Genomic DNA, 17,922 nt, shown 5'->3' on the forward strand with positions numbered 1-17,922 from the left:
ACGACACCGAGTTTGCGTGCAAGGGCAACCTTCGCGCGCTTCATTCCGCGACGCCTGGCCACATCGAGCGCCCAGCGCTTCAGACTGGAAAAGCGCGTGGCCCGCGTCAGCATTATGTGCGCGGACTCGAACAATGCGGTTCTCACCATCGCGTCGCCGACCTTGCTGACGCCGCCATCGCGATCAGTTTCGCCGGATTGATATTTCTTCGGCGTCAGCCCGAAGTAGGCACCCACGGTGCTGGACTTTTGGAACCGGGCAGGATCATCGACGGCAGAGCGATAGGTCAGCGCAACCAGGGCACCGACACCTGGCGCACTCATCAGCCGTTGGCAAACCTTGTCAGCGCGGGCGATCCTGAGCATCTCGCGGTGCAGCTTCGTAAATTCGCTCCACAACACTGCTCGCGCCGTCAGCATCGCGTCAATCACCGTCGACAATGTCGCATGCCCTGCAATCAGTTCGCGGATGCGCACCTCAAAACGCCCTCGGCTCACTTCGCCGACCTTTAGTCCATAGCCGCGCAGGATACCCCGTATGCTGAGCTCGACGTCGAGCAGCTTGGACTGCAGAAGCTTGCGACCCACCAACAGAGCCCGAGTGTCCTGCGCCGGCGACGATTTCGCGTGGACCGGACGATACCATCCCATGCGCAGAAGTTGCGCGATCCCCCGTGCATCCTTGCGATCTGTCTTCACCGTCATCGCCGAAAGCGCCGCCTTCACATGTCGTGTTTCCAGCAAAACCACCTCATGACCCGCAGCAGCGAGAGCCGCGTATAGCCATTGGGACAAAGGCCCCGCTTCAAGGCCGATGCGCTCTACCGGAAACTCCAGTTGAGCAAAAAACCCGACCAGGCATTCTGGCTCGCTGCCCACCTTGGCCTCGCGAACCAACTTGCCCGTCGCGTCGACCACGCACACGCTGCTCTCTTTCAGCGAGACGTCAATTCCTGCATAATACTCCATGGCTGTTCCTCTCATGATGCTTGAGGCCGATCGCTCGGACCTCGTTCAAAACATCATCATTCTGAGGGACAGCCACCTAACTGGCTACTCGTGAGACGCCGGCCCATTACGGCATCTAGGCCCAAACAGATCGAGACTATAGGCGCCGGCTGAGCTTTGCATTCTAGGCGCGTTGTAGTCGTTGCGTATCCAGAACTTGTCCCCGTCCTCATGAACATCGGCATACGCGCAACGCGATACTCCAAGTTTTTGCCCTAGCATTTCCGTTGCGATCCTCATTGCTTCATAGGCATCGGCGCAAGCGAAAAGGCGCTCCTCAAGGGCGCGGAAGAAATGCAGACGTTCTGCACTTTCCCGCAGCGCAAGCTCGGTGGCGCGCAAGGTCTCGATGATCGCTTGCTGGTCCCGAGCAATTTGATCACGTGCTTCGGCTTCGCCGCGCATCTTCATCAGTTCGGTGACGTCTTCAAGCCGATGAATGATATACTCAACCGCACCTTCTTCACCGAGCACGGGCGTGTTGATAGGTGTCCACCACCGCTGCACGAATTGCCCGGTTGGATCCCTCAAATCGTAACGCTGAACCGTCATCGCGTCGGCCGATCTGGTCTTCATCACCCGTTCGAGCGACGCAGTGAGATTGGCAACCCCATCTGCTTGCGGGTCGTCGGGATCGTCAGGAAAGACATCGAAAAGTGGCCTGCCGATCTGGTGATCGCGGGAGGTACCAGTCACGCGAAGCCGGGCCTCATTTGCTGCAATGATCGTCCAGTTCGGCGGAGCAAGAACGAGCAATGGTGTCGGCGATGCATCAAAAAGCGCCTGGAATGGGATGTCGTTGCGCGGCCCACTTGCTACCATATCTTTTACATCCCAATGCGATGCCCGGTCCCATATAGCCTCCGTCGGCCGTATGTGAAAATACTTACCGAACCCCGTCTCTCGCACGACACCGCCTGCACGTATCGGGAAGCAATGCGCTCCTCGCAAATGCCGCAGCCGTCTGCGTTCATTCACGCGAGCGAACCCATGACAAGACATGCATACGATACGTCGATTCCGCGTGTCTCCAGCTCTGATTGCATAATTTCCAACGGGGTGCGGCGTTTTTAAGTCCCGTTCGTCCCGTCGGTTCTCTATACCGGGGGACAGAGCATCCGAGCGACCCAAGTCCCTCCTCGCATACCTATGACAGAAACACTGGCCGGTCGAAGCGACGGATCAAGGCGTACAGCATTGCGGTCGAATCTGGGACTTTCCCTATCTCAGCCGGCTGAAGCCGCCCTGCCAATCCGCGGTCTTGAGGGTTGCGGACCTAAGACCCAGTAGTTGATGCGTATCGCATCATCCTCGGCTGCCGGTGATCGAGACTACTCAGTCCAGTCTTCCACCCGCAAGCCGGGCACGCGGTCAAATTCCCGGCGATTATTGGTAACCATAATCAGCCCACGCGACCGGGCGTGTCCAGCAATTAGCTGATCATATGGACCTATTGGAGTTCCATTGCGCGCCAGTTCGGCCCTCAATTGCCCACTATGGCTTGCAGCCGGTTCATCGTAACATAGTACTTCGAGGCGAGCCGCGAAGCTCTCCACAACGGGAAGGTTCTTTTCAGGACTTGCTGACTTTTCAGCTCCGTAAATCAGTTCCATAAAGCTAACTGAGCTGATGCACAGTTGATCATGGAAACGATTGAATGCGTCGCGCACTTGCTGCGGCCGGTTCTTGATCGTAAAAATGCAAATGTTGGTATCCAGCATGTACTTGAGCATTACAATGCCTCGCGTTCCTGTGAAGCAGGCTGATCACGTTCGCTCATGAAGTCAGCTGTCGCCGCCGCTCCTTCAAACCAACTGTCCCAAATCTCGCCAGCAGGTGCGATGATCCGCGTGCGTCCCACTGCAACAATGTCGACGCGCTTTACATCATCGGGCAAAGCGACCGCCTTTGGCAGACGGATTGCTTGGCTTCGATTGCTCTGGAACACCGCTCCCTGCTCCATCTGCATAACTCCACTTAAAATCAAACAATAACGTAGCTTGTTACCTAGCTCTCTGGTTGGGATATGTCAATGGGATATACATCAGGGTGGGTCCTTCTTCGCAGAACATCATTCAGCGCTAACACCGATAGCCTTCGCCTTGATGGAAGTCGAACCGCCGACCCGGTAATTCTCGGCACCAAATCAGCCACTGGGTTGAAAAAGCGTTTGCTGCCCGATAACCACTGAGATGCCAATCCGCCGTGATCTGATTATCGATCGAAAACCATGCGGAGAAGTTATTTTTGTCGATGCAAATGGAAGTTGGAGCGCCAATTGAGAATTCAAACGATGCCAAACTCAGCGTGACGATTTGCGGGCATAGATTGACAGCTTCTGAACCCCGGACAAACCTAGCAAATCTGCGAGTAGACGAAAGCAGAGCTTTGGCTTACCGCTTGGCAATGAAAACGTCTCGTGATCATATCCCCCCTCACAAACAGCGTGAGCTGGACCGCGTGCTGGAGATTATCCACGAGGAGTTTGAGGACGCTTTGAAGGAGGGCACAGCCCAGTTCAAGAAGCGCGGCCGCATCCTGAAGATCATCCTATTCGGTTCCTACGCCAAGGGTGGATGGGTTGATGAGCCCTTCACTATGAAGGGTTATCGTTCGGACTTCGACCTCCTGATTATCGTTAACGACCGCCGGCTCTGCGATTTCGCGACGTACTGGTACAAGACAGCTGACCGGTTAGTTCGCGAGAAATCGATCGAAACGCCTGTAAGTTTTATTGTCCACTCAAGGCGCGAAGTGAACACCCACCTGAAAGAAGGACAATACTTCTTCTCCGACATCCAAAAAGAAGGCGTTATCCTCTACCAGCTCGTCCTGCAGCTGGATCAGTCTATCGCGCAGCTCACGATCAGGACTTCGCCTGATCCCGCAGCCGGACTGTCGCTGTTTGAAGCGCGTCTGATTGCGCTCGCTAAGTCCCACCGGTTGTCTTCGGGTACCGATGGCGCACCGAGTGACCTGCGGTCGCTGCTTCTTGATCTGTTGGGAGCTTACGGGCTTGAGCGCGTGGATCTTTCCGGCCCGTCGACCCGGCCTGACGAAAATCTGGCGCCACGGATTGGCCTTGTGATTCATGAGCTTGCGACCAATGCTGCGAAGTATGGAGCGTTCTCCGTTAGCGGCGGAAAGGTTCCGTCAGTTGGCGAAACGTCGATGGCGCGACCGAACTTACCTGGCTGGAAACCGCTGGGCCCGCTGTCTTTCCGCCTACCAAAAACGGTTTCGGCAGCAAGCTCTTTCCCGCAGCGGTACCTGTCGGGATCGGAAAGGCAGACGTCGTCTACGCGCCTCAGGCGGTGCAAGCCTACCTGCGTTTCTAAGACAGGACACTTCCTTCACACAGGACGTCACTGGCTTACGCTTCATCAACTGACCCCGAATTCTGGTGGCGTTAGTGGGAACGACGTTCTGCCTGAGCGGTTGAGCGCCGCGGATTGGAGAGAACCGGATGAATATGTGGATCGGCGGTGTTATCCTGATGCAGCTGTTTGCCGGCAGCTGCCTGATCTACCTCGGCGCCCGGCACGGGTTATGATTGGCTACCACGCATTCGCCGAATGCGTTCGACAAGGTGCTGCGGATGGTAGGGATGATCGAGCGGGCCATCGTCGCAAAGATCGCCGGCCAGCTTTGCAGTCTTCTCGACGGAGTGGGTCAGGAAGACGCGGACTCCGGGCCTTTGCTGGCGTACAATGCTGGAAAGCTCGAAACCACTTGCGTCGCGCAGGTTGACGTCTGTCACAACGATCGTCACCTCAAACCGCGCCAGAGCTTGCCGCGCCTCGGCGGTATTGGTTGCCTCTATAACGCGATAGCCGCAGTCCCGCAGGTATCGCGCCACCGTCGATCGCTGCAGAGCATCCCCCTCCACAAGGAGGATCGTCTCTGACCCTTCAGTCTCCATAGCCCGCCTTCCCTATCAAATGCTTGATCCTGGCGCCGAGGTCCCAGACCGGCTTACGGAGCACCAGATCGAACAGTTCCGGTTCGGAAGGTCGGGGCTCGCTGGACACAAGGACGATTCCAGTCTTCGTCGTCAGATTGCGCACGAACTTGGCCAAGCCCACGCCATCGGTACGACCCGGCATATTGAGGTCCGTGATTACCAGATTGAAGCTGACATGAAACTTCAGCAGTTCCATCCCTTCATCAGCGGATGAAACCTCAACAACCTCGAAGCCTTGCGATCGCAGGCTGTCTGCAAAGTCTAAACGGATCAAAAAGTCGTCTTCGGCCAAAAGCACCCGGATCGGCGGATCTTTCCCGTCCGGCATGCCATCGAAATTCGCTGGATACATACCGCTCTCCCAACCCACTGAGGGCGGCTGTTAATGTACCAGAAGCGAATTGGTTCCGTTGCGGCTAACATCCTCAGAGAGACAAAATATCAGAGCGACTGTAGGGTTCTCAGTAGTTTCAGCGCGCTGTCGCCCTTCAGCCTGTAATAAACAGTCTGGGCCGTTCGCTGCCGTTCGACGACCTGGCCGTCGCGCAGAATCTTCAGGTGTTGCGATGTCGCGGACTGGCTCAACCCAAGCGCCATTGCGATTGCACCGACGTCCAGCTGGCCTTCTGCCAGCATCGACACGATCATGTAACGTTTGGCATTGGCCAGGCTGTGGAGCAGCACAGCCGCCTTGCTGACGTCGAGTCCGAATTTCATGTTTTTCCACCTTGATCGTTACCGACTGACAGCGTGCCTGCTTATAGCAGGCCGTGGCCGTCTAATTCGTCGGCGAATAGCTGAAAGGCCGTGTCGCGCAATGCGCGTGATGACGAGGGAATGGTGGACCAGATCATCTTTCCCTGAATAGCCCGGGCGATCTGGAAGCGGATAAAGGTGCGGCCAAGTGCCGGGATGCGAACGAGAAGGCGGTAAGCATGCCCCTCGCGGCTCTTTTCGTGACATGTGATCTGCAGTTCGCCCCCTTGGTATCTGACTCTACAGGTTTGCATTGGGCGGGCGTTGAGGTAAATCATATCTTGGCGAGTTTCATATGGTTGGCAACGAAGAGATGGATCACTCTCGCCCGTTCGCGAGCGAGATGCTCTTGGCGAGAGGTCGTTAGCACAAACTGCCTGCACGTAGGCAAATGCCACGATGACAATAAGACCTCACACGTTAGCGGTTATCGCCGACTTGGTCGCGGTTCTATCATCAGCCCTTCCAGCGTCAGTGGTTGCCGCGCTCGATGTTCGTGCAGTTCGACCATCGCCCGGCGCGTCGCGACGCAACATGATTGGTGCCAGCAATCCATTTGCTTACAAGATGCGTAGCGGTTGCAAATGGAGTTGAAAAATGCAAACCGCCCAAACCCCTTCCCTTCCCGACTCTGATGGTTTCTTTGGCGAATTCGGTGGGCGCTTCGTCGCTGAAACTCTCATGCCGCTGCTGATTGAGGTGAACCAGGAATGGCAGAGAGCCAAGAACGACGATCTCTTTTGGGAGGAGCTCGACGTATTTTCGCGCTCATATGTCGGCCGGCCCAGTCCGCTCTATTTCGCCGAACGCCTGACGGAGCGCCTCGCAGGCGCGCGCATATACCTGAAGCGAGATGAGCTCAATCATACCGGTTCGCATAAGATCAACAATTGCATGGGTCAGATACTGATAGCGCGGAGGATGGGAAAGCGCCGGATTATCGCCGAGACCGGCGCCGGCCAACACGGCGTCGCTACCGCCACTGTGGCGGCGCGTTTTGGTCTGCAGTGCGTTATTTATATGGGCGCGAAAGATATAGAACGGCAGGCGCCGAACGTATTTCGAATGAAACTGCTGGGCGCCGAGGTAAGACCGGTGACGTCCGGCAATGGTACATTGAAGGACGCCATGAACGAGGCGCTGCGCGATTGGGTTTCCAATGTCGATGACACATACTACCTTATCGGAACCGTTGCTGGTCCCCATCCTTATCCAGAGATGGTGAGGACCTTGCAGTCGGTGATTGGCAAAGAGGCGCGCAGCCAAATAAGCGAGCGAGAAGGCCGTCTCCCCAACCTGTTGGTTGCTGCCGTCGGCGGCGGTTCCAACGCGATCGGACTGTTTCACCCGTTTCTCTTTGACGTCGGCGTCAAGATGATAGGGGTGGAGCCGGCTGGAAAGGGTCTGGACACTTTGGAGCATTGTGCGTCGTTGACTAAAGGCCGCTCCGGCATCCTGCACGGCAATCGCACATATCTGCTACAAGACGCCGACGGGCAGATCGCCGAGGGTCACTCGATCTCTGCGGGCCTCGATTATCCCGGCGTTGGTCCAGAACATGCGTGGCTTAAAGAAAGCGGACGTGTCACTTATTCGTCCGCCACTGATGCCGAGGCGCTAGAAGCATTTCAGTTGTTGTCAACTGAAGAAGGGATCATCCCTGCTCTTGAACCGTCGCATGCCATCGCAGAAGTCATTAAGATTGCTCCTCGCATGTCGTCCGATGAGATTATCATCGTCAATCTTTGTGGCCGCGGTGACAAAGACATTTTCACCGTCGCTGACTTGATCAATCTCTGAGTTCAGTAGATGCCAAAAAATTTATTCTGCCTCTCGAAGAATGTTGGTCTATGGCATTGCGAAGTCGCACATTGATCCATGGTCGCATACGTATTGACCGGCATGAACCTGAGAGCATTCCTATCAGCGTCAAGACGTGTCACAACGAACTGCCGGCAGCATTGCTGCCGCGCAACCGTTCGAAGCGTGCCCGTGGGAAGCATGACCCTGGAATGACTCAACCGGACAACAACAACGTCAGTGCAACGGATATCTCGCAGGTCGAGATGATGCGGCTTCTGGTGATCGTCGGACAGGAGCGCAAGGTGGAAGCCTTCGAACTGCTCTTCCGCCATTATTCGCCGCGCATACGATCCTTCATGACGGTGAAGACAAAGGATCGGCAGGTTGCCGAGGAACTGATGCAGGAAACCATGGTCGCCGTCTGGAACAAGGCGGCACAATTCGACCCGGCGCGCGGCAATGTCTCGGCCTGGATCTTCACGATTGCCCGCAACATTCGCATCGACGCCCATCGCCGCAAACGGCCGGTCTTCGAGATCGATGATCCGGCTTTCGTGCCGGATAACACGCCTTCGGCTGACGTGGAATTCGAACAAGCACAAGATGCCGGCCTGTTGCGGCAGGCGATGGAAACTCTTCCAGCTGATCAGTTCGACGTATTGAAGCGCGCCTTTTTCGACGACGTCTCCCATTCGGTGATCGCACGGGAACTCGGCCTACCGCTCGGCACCGTCAAGTCGCGCATTCGTCTCGCTTTCGAGAAACTGCGCAGCGCATTGGAGGGCCGTCGATGAACATCAAACGTCACCTCAGCGACGCATTCCTGCTGGACTATGCCGGCGGCAATCTCTCCGAAGGCTGGAGCCTTGCGGTTGCCACCCATCTGGCGCTCTGCCCCACCTGCCGCCGCCAACTCGAGGCAATGGAGGGTGCGGCCGGTGCGCTGCTTGAAAAGATGCCGGTTGAGGCAAATGCCACAGACGATTCCTGGGAGCGGATGAAGGCTCGCCTCGGCGGTCTGCAGGCGATCGAGATCAAGCCCGAACCGCCGCGCGAGCCGGTCAAACCCGGCATCCTGCCGGAACCGCTGCGATCTTATGTGGGCGGCGACCTTCCCGACCTGAAATGGCGCGCCCTCGGTCGCGGCGCCTACCAGATCCTGATCGATACCGGCGACCGCGATACGCAGGTCCGCCTGCTGCGCATTCCTGCCGGCAAACCGGTACCGGAGCACACGCATGAAGGTTGCGAGCTGACGCTGGTTCTGGCCGGCAGCTTCCGCGACGGCGAAGACCTCTTCGCTCGGGGCGATATCGAGGAAGCGGACGACACGCTGCTGCATCAGCCAATCGCGACCGAGGGCGAAGATTGCATCTGTCTCGCGGTGACCGAAGCACCGCTGAAGTTCACCAGCTGGATCGTGCGTCTGATGCAGCCGATCCTCAAGATCTGAGACCGCCGTGTGTGCGCACGCCGTCGCCTATGTTTCGACCACCATAGTATTTCTCCGCATCGGTTCCATCGAACTTTGCAGACCCGGCTCGACCGGACGAACCCTATGGTTGCCGCGCTGTGAATTGGTAGAAGCCCCTCCCACGCTCTAAATCGGAGGGCAAAACTTGGAGGCCGCCGCTCTCTGGCCATTACCTTCGCGAGACTTTGCTTTCCGCTGGAGCCTAGACGACGGGGCGTTACCATGGTAGCTGCAAGCCGGATTCTTGCCGGAGGACCCGCACTCGCGATTTAAGGGAGTGCAGACAACGTCCCGTGAGCCATTAACTGAATGTCCACAAGGCTCGCGAGTTTGGTCAGTTTGGCAAGTTCGCTTTCCGTCGCCTTTCGCGGCTCTCGCCCGATGACACAGAGCGCACCAACTCCATTCATAAGCTTGATGCCTGCATAAAATCGAATGCGGGGGCCGGAGTTGACGAGGGGATTCTGCTGAAACCGACTGTCCTTGGTTGCGTCTTCCACAACCATGAGGTTCGGGTTTTCGATCGTATAGGCACAGAACGATTGGCTGCGGGGTGTTTCCTTCGTATCGAGACCTACAATCGTCTTGAACCACTGACGATCTCGATCAACGAGGCTGACAGCTGCGATACTGGCGCCCGGAAACAAGGTCAGCGCCTGTTCCGCCAGCTCGCGAAACTTACGGTCCTCGGGGGTGTCCAGTATTGCAAGCTCTTGAACTCGCTTCAGTCTCTGCGCTTCCTGATCCGCGTCCATTATATTCGTCCTTTTATCCGCTCTCTCAAATCGCGGTTCGGTTTATCAAGCCTGAAGCCGTTGCGTGAATCGAAGTGACAAGTACGATCACCGCACCGCGCTTCTCAGTGGTACAATAACCGACTGTGGAACCCTGCGGCGGTCTCGATCTGCCGAGCCACATTGCGCTTCTACATCCTCAGTTCCCACCCGAAACTCATTGATCATTGAGGACAATTCCGCTGCTGCGTTACGCAGCCGATCGGCAGCATCTGTGGCCTTGCTGAGCATTGCGGCATTCATCTGCGTGACCTGGTCCATGTGATTAACGGCAACATTGACTTCAGCCAGGCCGGTTGCCTGTTCCTGCGATGAGCGGGCCATCTCGGAAAGCACCAAGTCGATCTCTCCAACTTTGGCGGTGACCGCTTCAAGGGCTTCAGCAACCTCGCCCACCAGTTTGACCCCGCGCTTCACCTGATCAGAGCTTGAGGAAATCAGCGTTTTGATCTCTTTGGCCGCTTTCGCAGACCTCTGAGCGAGTTCACGTACTTCCTGTGCCACCACGGCAAAGCCCTTCCCGGCCTCGCCCGCGCGTGCGGCCTCGACGCCGGCATTCAGTGCAAGAAGGTTAGTTTGGAAGGCGATTTCGTCGATAACGCCGATAATCTGAGAGATTTGCCTGGAGCTGCCGTCGATTTCGCCCATGACAGCGGCTGTTTGCTGCATGACCACTCCGGAACGCTCCGTACCGCTTCTGGCACCAGAGGCAGCAAGAGCGGCCGCCAGTGCCCCCTCGGCGCTCCGCTTGACTGTGGCAGTAATCTGATCGAGCGCCGCGGCCGTTTCCTCCAGGCTTGCGGCCTGCTGTTCAATACGGCGAGACATGTCATCGGAAGACTGTGAAATCTCAGCGGTACCAGAGGCCATTACTGACGAGCTGGTTACGACTTTTCGAACCGTCGCCTGGAGGCGCTCGACTGAGGTATTGTAATCCAGCCGTAACGGCTCGAACGCGGGCTCGAACTGTTGATTGAGGCGATATTCGAGGTTATTGTCGGCCAGCGCGGCGATGCCGATAGCGACTTCGGATATTGCACGCACGCGGCCGGTTATGTCGGTGGCGAACTTGACAACCGAAGTGACCTCCCCGTTGTGGTCAAAAATGGGATTATAAGAGGCCTGAATCCAGATTTCACGCTTACCCTTTGCGAAGCGTCGAAACTCTGCCACGACAAACTCTCCAGAACGCAGCCTTTGCCAGAACGCGCGATACTCGTCAGACATTGACAGTTCGTCATCAACGAACATCCGGTGATGTCTGCCCTTTATTTCTTCCAGCCGATATCCCAGCAGTGAGAGGAAATTGTCATTGGCGTCGATAATCTCACCTGTCGGTGTGAACTCTATGACGCCTTGCACCCTGGAGACCGCTGCCAGCTTTGCCTCAAAGGCGGCGTTCCTACGATGGCTCTCGGTGGTATCGGTGGCAACCTTTACAACCCGGGTGACCTTACCGCGAGAGTTGATTATCGGATTATAAGAAGCCTGGATCCAGATAGCTCGTCCGCCCTTGGCCAGGCGTCGATATTCTTTCTGGTCATAATCGCCCTTGCGGAGGTTTGCCCAAAATTCGTTGTATTCGTCGGACTTTGCGTAGTCAGCATCCACAAACATGCTGTGGTGCTTCCCGACTATCTCGGATGGGATGTATCCCATCGCCTTGCAGAAGCAGTCATTTGCCCAAAGTATTGTCCCGTCGGGGGCGAATTCAATGATCGCGAGTGATTTGTCGAGGGCATTCAGCAAGGCAGCGGCCTTGCCATTAAACAAGCTGAACGAGCTTTGCATCCGATTATTTGCCCTAATTGTTTTCATTGCCGACGGCGAAAGTCCGACGCTAGACTTTTATTGTTGAGAAGGAATTAAGAGGACTTATCGGACGTCTTTCTCTCTATAGAGAAAGGGCCCAAATCATCGAGCAAAACAGCGACATTCACGTCGAGGAAACCTCAGCGGCATCTCTCAGCACGGCGGCTGGGCGTGATGTTTCCGCGCCGCAGATGTCGACGGCTAACGCCCTCCCCTCTCCCGCCGACGCCAATCATACGCCAGGGCATCTGAAAGATCTGACCGATCGGGCGCGGTTATGTTGAAGCCCGCGAGTTCCGCCAACACCCGCAAGGCCTATGCCGCCGACTGGAAGCATTTTTCCGCCTGGTGTCGGCGGTCCGGCCTCGCTCCCCTCCCCCCACATCCACAGACAGTCGGGCTTTACATCACGGCCTGCGCGTCCGGAGCCGCTGAGCGTGGCATAAAGGCAAACGCGGTGTCGACGATTCACATCGCCACCGTGCTTTCCGGCATCCGCAACAGCCACGCTCGCCCGCCGGTGCAGAAAGAAGCGGTCATGGCAGAAGACATTATCGCCATGCTCGAGACGCTCGACCGCGGCACACTGCGCTGGCTGCGCGACCGGGCAATGCTGCTGATCGGTTATGCGGGCGGTTTGCGCCGATCGGAGATTGTCGGTCTCGATCTGAAACCGGATCAGACCGATGACGGCCGCGGTTGGATCGAGATCTTAGATCAGGGCATGCTTATCACCCTGCGCGGCAAAACCGGATGGCGAGAGGTCGAGGTCGGCCGCGGCTCGGCCGATGCGACCTGCCCGGTTGCTGCAATCGAGACCTGGATCAAGTTCGCCAAGCTGGCTCATGGCCCCCTGTTTCGTCGGGTGACGGGGCAAGGAAAAGCTGTCGGTTCCGAGCGCCTGAACGACAAGGAGGTGGCGCGGTTGGTGAAACGAGCGGCGATGGCTGCAGGCGTTCGGGGCGATCTCGGTGAGATCGAGGGGGCTTTGAAGTTTTCCGGCCATTCGCTTCGTGCAGGTCTCGCCTCGTCCGCAGAGGTCGGTGAGCGCTATGTTCAGAAGCAGCTCGGCCATGTCTCGGCGGAGATGACCCGCCGGTATCAGCGGCGACGTGATCGCTTCCGGATCAACTTAACCAAAGCTGCCGGTCTATAACGCCCTGGAGCAGGTCGCGAAACTACATCAATCGACGCTTCAAATCCCATGGCAAGAGTAACGCACGTCAAACGCGGACGGCTTACGTGTTCCATTTTAGAAAGACCTGATCCGCTTTTCCCTTTCGCGGTGGCTCACTTAACGAAGCCCAACGCGCTGGCCAGACGAGATTAGCCTCGACGTGACTGAATCTGGCTGTAACGCAAAGGTGGATACAGTCGAGCGCAAATCGACACAGCCGGCCCTCGCAACGATGGCAGCCGAATAATAACGACGGTGAGCTTATCATTTCGTTGAATGGAATGGTGGAAGTAGATGATCGACAAAGCATCGCGATCCATTACAAGGCGGCTGATAGCAAGCTGTCCATGAGTACAATTGCTGATGACCAAAACTGCCTGTTCCGGCGATGCAAATGAGGGGTGTCGCTGCCTAGTTGCAGGACGCATTCAGGCGAGCAGGTTCTATCGTCAATTAGGACAGCGTAAAATTGCACTCCTTCGCTCGATATACGACAGAAATGAGAAAGCGGTATGAATGGACAGGTTACGCTGAACATAAATGGGAGCGATCATCATGTAGACGTTCCTTCCACCTTGCCTTTGCTGGATCTGTTGCGTAATCATTTGGGGCTGAAGGGAAGCCGGTATGGATGTGGCCTTGAGCAATGCGGGGCCTGTATGGTCTTGCTTGACGGAGAGGCAGCATATTCCTGCAGTCGTGAAGTCAGCACGGTCGTCGCCAAAAACATCATCACGGTGGAGGGCTTAGCCCATGCTGGAGAGTTGCATCCGCTACAACAGGCATTTCTGGACGAGCAGGCAGGGCAATGCGGATATTGCCTCTCCGGTATTCTAATCGCATCCAAAGCACTACTGGACCGAAATCCTAATCCGACACGAGCCGAGGTCGCCTCAGCACTCGACGCGAATCTCTGTCGCTGTGGTTCCCATCCCAGGATCCTGCGCGCAGTCCTAAGGGCCGCGGCTGCAATGCGTGACGGGGTGGCATGATGGCTGCAATTTCCAACAGCCTAAAGGATAATCCGCGTATCGACCGCTGGATCCGCTTCCTTGAAACTCGCACTGTCAGGATTGGCACAGGTAAGGTTGAGCTCGGCCAGGGAGTGTTAACGGCATTCGCTCAGATAGCTGCAGAAGAGTTAGATCTGAGAATTGATCAGATCAGCGTGATGTCCGGTAACAGTCTCGAGGGACCAGGAGAGGGTTATACCGCTTCCAGCTGGTCAATTGAGCATTCGGGGTCGGCAATACGCCTTGTCGCGGCCGAAGTTCGCGCTCGAGCTCTCATTCAAGCAGCCTTGCGCCTGAATGCGTCACCCGACGAGTTGGCAGTCGTGGAAGGCGTCTTTTTCATCAACGGTGTTGCGAGTGGCCTCGACTATTGGTCAATCGCCGCCGATCTCGACCTGACGTTGGAGGCAAGCGGCGACTTCTCACCTAAATCACCAAGCAGCTATCGTGTAGTGGGCACTTCTGCTGCAAGGATTGATCTTCCGGGAAAGCTCAAAGGATCGGGTTTCATTCAGGATATGAGCCTGCCGGGCATGCTGCATGCGCGGACCCTGCGCCAGCCTGGCCGTGGCGCAAAATTGAACTCGCTAAACGAGGCTGCCATTAGGCACAAAGCGGATGGCGATATCTGGATTGTACGCGACGAGAATTTTGCGGCGTTCGTGAGTGAAAGCGAAACGGCCGTTCGCACGGCGGCCATTGCTGCTGCGGATCACGCCGTTTGGGATGGTGCGCGAGTGCTCAGCCCGGAGTTTGCCACTGCGGAATGGCTAGCAGCGCAACCCTCCACAGACTCTGTACTGGGCGATCCTTTCGAAATGGTGGATCGTGACGCCACATCCCTCACGTTCACGCGCTCATTTCTCTCCCATGGCTCGATCGCACCCGTCCTGCGCGCTCGCACTCTACCAGGATGGCCTGCTCACAGTCTGGTCGCATGGCCAGGGCATGCATCCGTTGCGCCAGCAAATCGCGAAGACGGTCGGCTTGCCGATCGACAAGGTTGCGTGTCATCACGTGCAGGGTGCTGGCTGTTACGGCCACAATGGTGCGGACGACGCGGCGTTGGATGCCGCTCTCGTGGCACTGGCGCTTCCGGATCGGCCGATTCGCTTGATGTGGACGCGCGAAGAGGAGTTTGGTTACGAACCACTATCGTCAGCCATGACGGTCACCGTTCATACAAGCCTCGATCGCGAGGGGCGCCCTGAGGATTGGACGACCGAAGTTTGGAGCGCGACACATGGCCAGCGACCCGGCGTTGGCGGAGCTTATTTGCTGGCCGCCGAGGCATTTAAAGAGCCACCTCCCGAACGAAAGCCCTTCGATATACCGCTTGATCGCGGCGGAGGCGCGGTCCGCAACGCCATCCCACTATATGATATATCGACTAAGCGCATCAGCTATCATCTTGTCCATGATGTGCCGGTACGCACCTCCTCTTTGCGCGGACTCGGTGCGACTTTGAACGTCTTTGCAATAGAGGCGCTCATCGATGAGCTCGCCGCTCAAGCCGGGAAGGATCCGATCGAGTACCGCCTCACTATTCTGTCTGATACGCGCGCACGTGCGGTGCTTGAGAAAGTGGCCGCCATGGCCGATTGGCCATCTCGAAGAGAGGCTGGTTCCGGAAGTGGGCTGGGAGTTGGGATCGCTCGTTACAAGAATTCTTCAGCCTATGCCGCAGTTATTGCCGCGGTCGCGGTGGAAGAAGCAGTACGCGTCACCGATGTGTGGTGCGCCGTCGATGCGGGTCTAGTCATCAATCCAGACGGCGTCATCAATCAAGTCGAGGGCAATATCATCCAGGCAATCAGTTGGGCCCTGCTCGAAGAAGTGCGTTTTGACGCGCGCGGCATCTCTACTCTCGACTGGCAGAGCTATCCAGTTATCCGATTCAGAGACATCCCCGAAATCAAGGTTGAACTCGTTGACGCGAGCCAGCATGAAGCATTGGGGGTGGGCGAATGTGCCGGCGGACCAACTGCCGCGGCAATTGGAAATGCTGTCGCTCATGCTCTGGGCATAGCATCCACCATATGCCGATGACCCGCGAGCGGATTGTGTCCGCCGCTTTGCAGGCCTAGGCACCTGACGCAGACACTATACGAGGGACGGAAATGGAGAATATTTCATCGCTTCCAAGCGGGCTCGCGGACTTGAAAGGCAAAACAGTCCTCTTCTACAGCCCAGGTGCCTGTTCACTTGCCAGCCATATTGCCTTGGAGGAGACCGGTAAGCCTTTTCGGCCAGTTGAAACATTGCTTGGGAAACAACAGCACCTGTCCGAAAACTATCTGGCCATCAATCCACGCGGGAAGGTTCCAGCGCTCGTCACCGCGGATGGCGAGGTTTTGACGGAAAACACTGCGATCTTAACTTACGTCGCGCTGAGCAATCCTGATGCCAGGCTTATTCCAACACGCATCCTCGATCAGGCGCGCTGCATCGCCCAGATGGCCTGGTTTTCGAACACACCTCATATCTTTCAGAAGGCGAAATTTCGTCCCTATCATTTTGCTGACAGGGAAGAGGTTCATGGCGACATCCGGGAGAAAGCGGCCACCAGATTTTGGGAATGCCTCATCGAAATCGACCAAATGATCGGCGACCAAACGTGGATTATGGGGCAAGATTACACGGTCGTGGATCCCTATGCATTCGTCTTCTTTGGCTGGGGAAAGAGCAACGGTTTGCCAATGGAGACGCTGTTGAATTTCAGTCGACACAAAGATCAGATGCTCGAAAGACCGGCGGTGCGAACTGTATTGGAACGGGAGCAAAACCCGCATTTCCAAACATACTTGGCGGCATTGAGGTGAGCCACCATTGTAGCCTGCTTGGCGGCGCCAAAGACTTTTGCCGGTTAGGAAATTTATTTCCGATAATCTAATGGAGCTAAAATAACAGTGCAGGTGCCGGCGGTCAGGCCTCGCTCCCCTCCTCCCGCATCCACAGACCGTCTGCTTGCTGGCGCGGCGTCAGTCGGCGGCGGAGCCACTGGCACGCGGATTTGGATTGCAGCTTTTTGTAGGTATCGGCCCAGTCGATCCCCTTGATTACGGTCGATAGCTTTTCCACGGCCTCGTCAATGTCGACGATCTCCCTTGGTTCCGCATAAAGTGAAACCATATTCAGGTCCGTTTCAAGGAGCTCGCCATTCCTGTCCACGATATACGGTCGTGAGGCGATGGCGAATCCAGGAGAGATTATCGAGCTCGGGGCAGAGGGGTTGCAGCCCCGTATTGGACAAGCCGTATGCCAGTCATTGCATAGGCAGCACAATAGTCGCCTATCAGAAGTGAGCGTCCGGCAAACGCATTTTTCGGTGTCAAGAGGTGGAAGCTATAGGTCGCGTTTCATTTCATCGGCCATGATGCGTTCGATTATTTCAGGATCGCACTGTGTGTCCATGAGGAACTCGCGGCACGACCTTCCGGCGCGGCGGCAGTGTCGCGTTAAGACGTTGGCCCGGACGGTGATCCGTCTCTTCAATCCTGATCCGGCAAGAGCAGTGCAGCGGCCCCGTCTATATCTTTTACCTCCGCATAAGGCAACCAATCCGGGTTGCCAGCTTCGCCGCACCGGTTCACCCAGATGCCGCGCAATCCTAATGCGTGGCGCGCCTTCATGTCCTAATGCATGCCTATCGCAACGTGCACCGTCTCGTCAGAGCTAACACCTAGCTCGCAATAGGCATATTCGAAGATGTCGCGCGACGGCTTGTAGGCCCCAGCCTGTTGCGCGGTGATCACGTAGTCGAACGGTTGCCTAGATCGGAGAAAATAGGCCGGCCCTTGTAGATCTCTATGCCCTGCATCGTATGGTTGCCTTGTCCATGAACGACGAGGCCGTTGTCGATCAGCTCGTGGGCAAGACGAATAGCGTAATCGGTCGGATAGTGATCCTTCCTTGGCACCGCGGACCGCCAGCACCTGGGCTTGCTTATCTTTTGGGTCCATGGCGTAGTGATAGTTGCCGGGCTTGTCGCCGAGCACATGGTCTCGCCCTGCAACTCGACTGAGTCGGGCTTGTCCTTGGGACCGGTCCTTCGCGGTACTGAGCCGGGTTTGGAGTGAAACCTCCGGCTGGTTCACGGACGCGAAAACTGTTACGCGCTGA

Annotated in this window: 18 protein-coding genes and 4 pseudogenes; 10 read left to right on the forward strand and 12 right to left on the reverse strand. The window is 56.7% G+C overall.

Going from position 1 to position 17,922, the window contains the following annotated elements; genetic code table 11:
- The 4 genes from KX729_RS31045 to vapB form a co-directional block, all read right to left on the reverse strand.
- Positions 1-968 (reverse strand): IS110 family RNA-guided transposase (locus tag KX729_RS31045; protein ID WP_219746321.1); only part of this gene is annotated, 968 nt, incomplete at its 3' end.
- Positions 969-1,052: 84 nt separating this feature from the next.
- Positions 1,053-1,829: a PAS domain-containing protein gene (locus KX729_RS31050; protein ID WP_219746322.1), complete on the reverse strand. Its 777-nt coding sequence runs from the start codon at positions 1,827-1,829 to the stop codon at positions 1,053-1,055.
- A 509-nt stretch (positions 1,830-2,338) separates the two neighbouring features.
- Positions 2,339-2,740, reverse strand: a complete 402-nt coding sequence (vapC, locus tag KX729_RS31055) for a type II toxin-antitoxin system tRNA(fMet)-specific endonuclease VapC (protein ID WP_219746323.1) — start codon at positions 2,738-2,740, stop codon at positions 2,339-2,341.
- Positions 2,740-2,970 carry a type II toxin-antitoxin system VapB family antitoxin gene (gene vapB / locus KX729_RS31060; RefSeq protein ID WP_219746324.1) on the reverse strand — a complete coding sequence of 77 codons (231 nt, stop codon included), beginning with the start codon at positions 2,968-2,970 and terminating at the stop codon, positions 2,740-2,742. Before vapB ends, vapC begins: the two co-directional genes overlap by 1 nt.
- Before the next feature lie 443 nt (positions 2,971-3,413).
- On the opposite strand from vapB, the pseudogene KX729_RS34715 reads away from it, so the two are divergent.
- Positions 3,414-4,037, forward strand: a pseudogene (locus KX729_RS34715) (HWE histidine kinase domain-containing protein); the annotation flags it as partial.
- Positions 4,038-4,554: 517 nt separating this feature from the next.
- On the opposite strand, the gene KX729_RS31065 reads toward KX729_RS34715, so the two are convergent.
- From KX729_RS31065 to KX729_RS31080, 4 genes are all read right to left on the reverse strand, one after another.
- The gene (locus tag KX729_RS31065) at positions 4,555-4,929 is read right to left on the reverse strand and encodes a response regulator transcription factor (RefSeq protein ID WP_219746325.1); all 375 of its coding nucleotides are present in this window, start codon (positions 4,927-4,929) and stop codon (positions 4,555-4,557) included.
- Complete coding sequence (locus KX729_RS31070) at positions 4,919-5,323, reverse strand: response regulator (protein WP_219746326.1); 405 nt, start codon at positions 5,321-5,323, stop codon at positions 4,919-4,921. Before KX729_RS31070 ends, KX729_RS31065 begins: the two co-directional genes overlap by 11 nt.
- Before the next feature lie 89 nt (positions 5,324-5,412).
- Entirely contained in the window at positions 5,413-5,688 is a 276-nt protein-coding gene (locus KX729_RS31075; protein WP_219746327.1) for an ArsR/SmtB family transcription factor, read from the reverse strand.
- Between the two features lie 41 nt (positions 5,689-5,729).
- Positions 5,730-6,005 carry a hypothetical protein gene (locus KX729_RS31080; RefSeq protein WP_219746328.1) on the reverse strand — a complete coding sequence of 92 codons (276 nt, stop codon included), beginning with the start codon at positions 6,003-6,005 and terminating at the stop codon, positions 5,730-5,732.
- Positions 6,006-6,324: 319 nt separating this feature from the next.
- On the opposite strand from KX729_RS31080, the gene trpB reads away from it, so the two are divergent.
- From trpB to KX729_RS31095, 3 genes are all read left to right on the forward strand, one after another.
- Positions 6,325-7,527 (forward strand): tryptophan synthase subunit beta, encoded by a 1,203-nt coding sequence (trpB, locus tag KX729_RS31085; RefSeq protein WP_219746329.1) that lies wholly within the window; start codon positions 6,325-6,327, stop codon positions 7,525-7,527.
- 212 nt (positions 7,528-7,739) lie between these two features.
- Positions 7,740-8,324: a sigma-70 family RNA polymerase sigma factor gene (locus KX729_RS31090; protein ID WP_246618003.1), complete on the forward strand. Its 585-nt coding sequence runs from the start codon at positions 7,740-7,742 to the stop codon at positions 8,322-8,324.
- A complete protein-coding gene (locus KX729_RS31095; protein WP_219746330.1) occupies positions 8,321-8,983 on the forward strand; it encodes a ChrR family anti-sigma-E factor in 663 nt (220 codons plus the stop codon). Before KX729_RS31090 ends, KX729_RS31095 begins: the two co-directional genes overlap by 4 nt.
- 290 nt (positions 8,984-9,273) lie before the next feature.
- Here KX729_RS31095 and KX729_RS31100 read toward each other — a convergent pair whose 3' ends face one another.
- The gene (locus tag KX729_RS31100; RefSeq protein WP_219746331.1) at positions 9,274-9,759 is read right to left on the reverse strand and encodes a GAF domain-containing protein; all 486 of its coding nucleotides are present in this window, start codon (positions 9,757-9,759) and stop codon (positions 9,274-9,276) included.
- Positions 9,760-9,846: 87 nt separating this feature from the next.
- On the reverse strand, positions 9,847-11,616 hold the full coding sequence (locus KX729_RS31105) for a methyl-accepting chemotaxis protein (protein WP_246618004.1): 1,770 nt from the start codon (positions 11,614-11,616) through the stop codon (positions 9,847-9,849).
- Positions 11,617-11,801: 185 nt separating this feature from the next.
- On the opposite strand from KX729_RS31105, the pseudogene KX729_RS31110 reads away from it, so the two are divergent.
- From KX729_RS31110 to KX729_RS31125, 5 genes and pseudogenes are all read left to right on the forward strand, one after another.
- A pseudogene (locus KX729_RS31110) lies at positions 11,802-12,766 on the forward strand (tyrosine-type recombinase/integrase).
- Between the two features lie 533 nt (positions 12,767-13,299).
- Positions 13,300-13,779 carry a (2Fe-2S)-binding protein gene (locus tag KX729_RS31115; RefSeq protein ID WP_219746333.1) on the forward strand — a complete coding sequence of 160 codons (480 nt, stop codon included), beginning with the start codon at positions 13,300-13,302 and terminating at the stop codon, positions 13,777-13,779.
- Positions 13,779-14,258 (forward strand): annotated as a pseudogene (locus tag KX729_RS34000) (molybdopterin cofactor-binding domain-containing protein); the annotation flags it as partial. The gene KX729_RS31115 and the pseudogene KX729_RS34000, both read left to right, overlap by 1 nt.
- Before the next feature lie 412 nt (positions 14,259-14,670).
- Positions 14,671-15,849 (forward strand): molybdopterin cofactor-binding domain-containing protein, encoded by a 1,179-nt coding sequence (locus KX729_RS31120; RefSeq protein ID WP_219746334.1) that lies wholly within the window; start codon positions 14,671-14,673, stop codon positions 15,847-15,849.
- 71 nt (positions 15,850-15,920) lie between these two features.
- Positions 15,921-16,622: a glutathione S-transferase family protein gene (locus KX729_RS31125; RefSeq protein WP_219746335.1), complete on the forward strand. Its 702-nt coding sequence runs from the start codon at positions 15,921-15,923 to the stop codon at positions 16,620-16,622.
- Between the two features lie 103 nt (positions 16,623-16,725).
- Here the strand turns inward: KX729_RS31125 and KX729_RS31130 are convergent, their stop codons facing one another.
- Positions 16,726-16,932: a hypothetical protein gene (locus KX729_RS31130; protein ID WP_219746336.1), complete on the reverse strand. Its 207-nt coding sequence runs from the start codon at positions 16,930-16,932 to the stop codon at positions 16,726-16,728.
- Positions 16,933-17,095: 163 nt separating this feature from the next.
- Between KX729_RS31130 and KX729_RS31135 the strand changes: the two are divergent.
- Positions 17,096-17,227: pseudogene (locus tag KX729_RS31135) on the forward strand (IS5/IS1182 family transposase); the annotation flags it as partial.
- A gap of 324 nt (positions 17,228-17,551) precedes the next feature.
- On the opposite strand, the gene KX729_RS31140 reads toward KX729_RS31135, so the two are convergent.
- Entirely contained in the window at positions 17,552-17,800 is a 249-nt protein-coding gene (locus tag KX729_RS31140) for a CapA family protein (protein WP_219746337.1), read from the reverse strand.
- Positions 17,801-17,922: the final 122 nt, after the last annotated feature.

Source organism: Neorhizobium populisoli, from assembly GCF_019430945.1.
Lineage (GTDB): Bacteria > Pseudomonadota > Alphaproteobacteria > Rhizobiales > Rhizobiaceae > Neorhizobium > Neorhizobium populisoli.

Bases quoted from the DNA above. Each gene is read 5' to 3' on its own strand.
- KX729_RS31050 (WP_219746322.1), bottom strand. From the start codon at position 1,829: ATGGTAGCAAGTGGGCCGCGCAACGACATCCCATTCCAGGCGCTTTTT.
- vapC (WP_219746323.1), bottom strand. From the start codon at position 2,740: ATGCTCAAGTACATGCTGGATACCAACATTTGCATTTTTACGATCAAG.
- vapB (WP_219746324.1), bottom strand. From the start codon at position 2,970: ATGGAGCAGGGAGCGGTGTTCCAGAGCAATCGAAGCCAAGCAATCCGT.
- KX729_RS31065 (WP_219746325.1), bottom strand. From the start codon at position 4,929: ATGGAGACTGAAGGGTCAGAGACGATCCTCCTTGTGGAGGGGGATGCT.
- KX729_RS31070 (WP_219746326.1), bottom strand. From the start codon at position 5,323: ATGTATCCAGCGAATTTCGATGGCATGCCGGACGGGAAAGATCCGCCG.
- KX729_RS31075 (WP_219746327.1), bottom strand. From the start codon at position 5,688: ATGAAATTCGGACTCGACGTCAGCAAGGCGGCTGTGCTGCTCCACAGC.
- KX729_RS31080 (WP_219746328.1), bottom strand. From the start codon at position 6,005: ATGATTTACCTCAACGCCCGCCCAATGCAAACCTGTAGAGTCAGATAC.
- trpB (WP_219746329.1), top strand. From the start codon at position 6,325: ATGCAAACCGCCCAAACCCCTTCCCTTCCCGACTCTGATGGTTTCTTT.
- KX729_RS31090 (WP_246618003.1), top strand. From the start codon at position 7,740: ATGACTCAACCGGACAACAACAACGTCAGTGCAACGGATATCTCGCAG.
- KX729_RS31095 (WP_219746330.1), top strand. From the start codon at position 8,321: ATGAACATCAAACGTCACCTCAGCGACGCATTCCTGCTGGACTATGCC.
- KX729_RS31100 (WP_219746331.1), bottom strand. From the start codon at position 9,759: ATGGACGCGGATCAGGAAGCGCAGAGACTGAAGCGAGTTCAAGAGCTT.
- KX729_RS31105 (WP_246618004.1), bottom strand. From the start codon at position 11,616: ATGAAAACAATTAGGGCAAATAATCGGATGCAAAGCTCGTTCAGCTTG.
- KX729_RS31115 (WP_219746333.1), top strand. From the start codon at position 13,300: ATGAATGGACAGGTTACGCTGAACATAAATGGGAGCGATCATCATGTA.
- KX729_RS31120 (WP_219746334.1), top strand. From the start codon at position 14,671: ATGGCTCGATCGCACCCGTCCTGCGCGCTCGCACTCTACCAGGATGGC.
- KX729_RS31125 (WP_219746335.1), top strand. From the start codon at position 15,921: ATGGAGAATATTTCATCGCTTCCAAGCGGGCTCGCGGACTTGAAAGGC.
- KX729_RS31130 (WP_219746336.1), bottom strand. From the start codon at position 16,932: ATGGTTTCACTTTATGCGGAACCAAGGGAGATCGTCGACATTGACGAG.
- KX729_RS31140 (WP_219746337.1), bottom strand. From the start codon at position 17,800: ATGTGCTCGGCGACAAGCCCGGCAACTATCACTACGCCATGGACCCAA.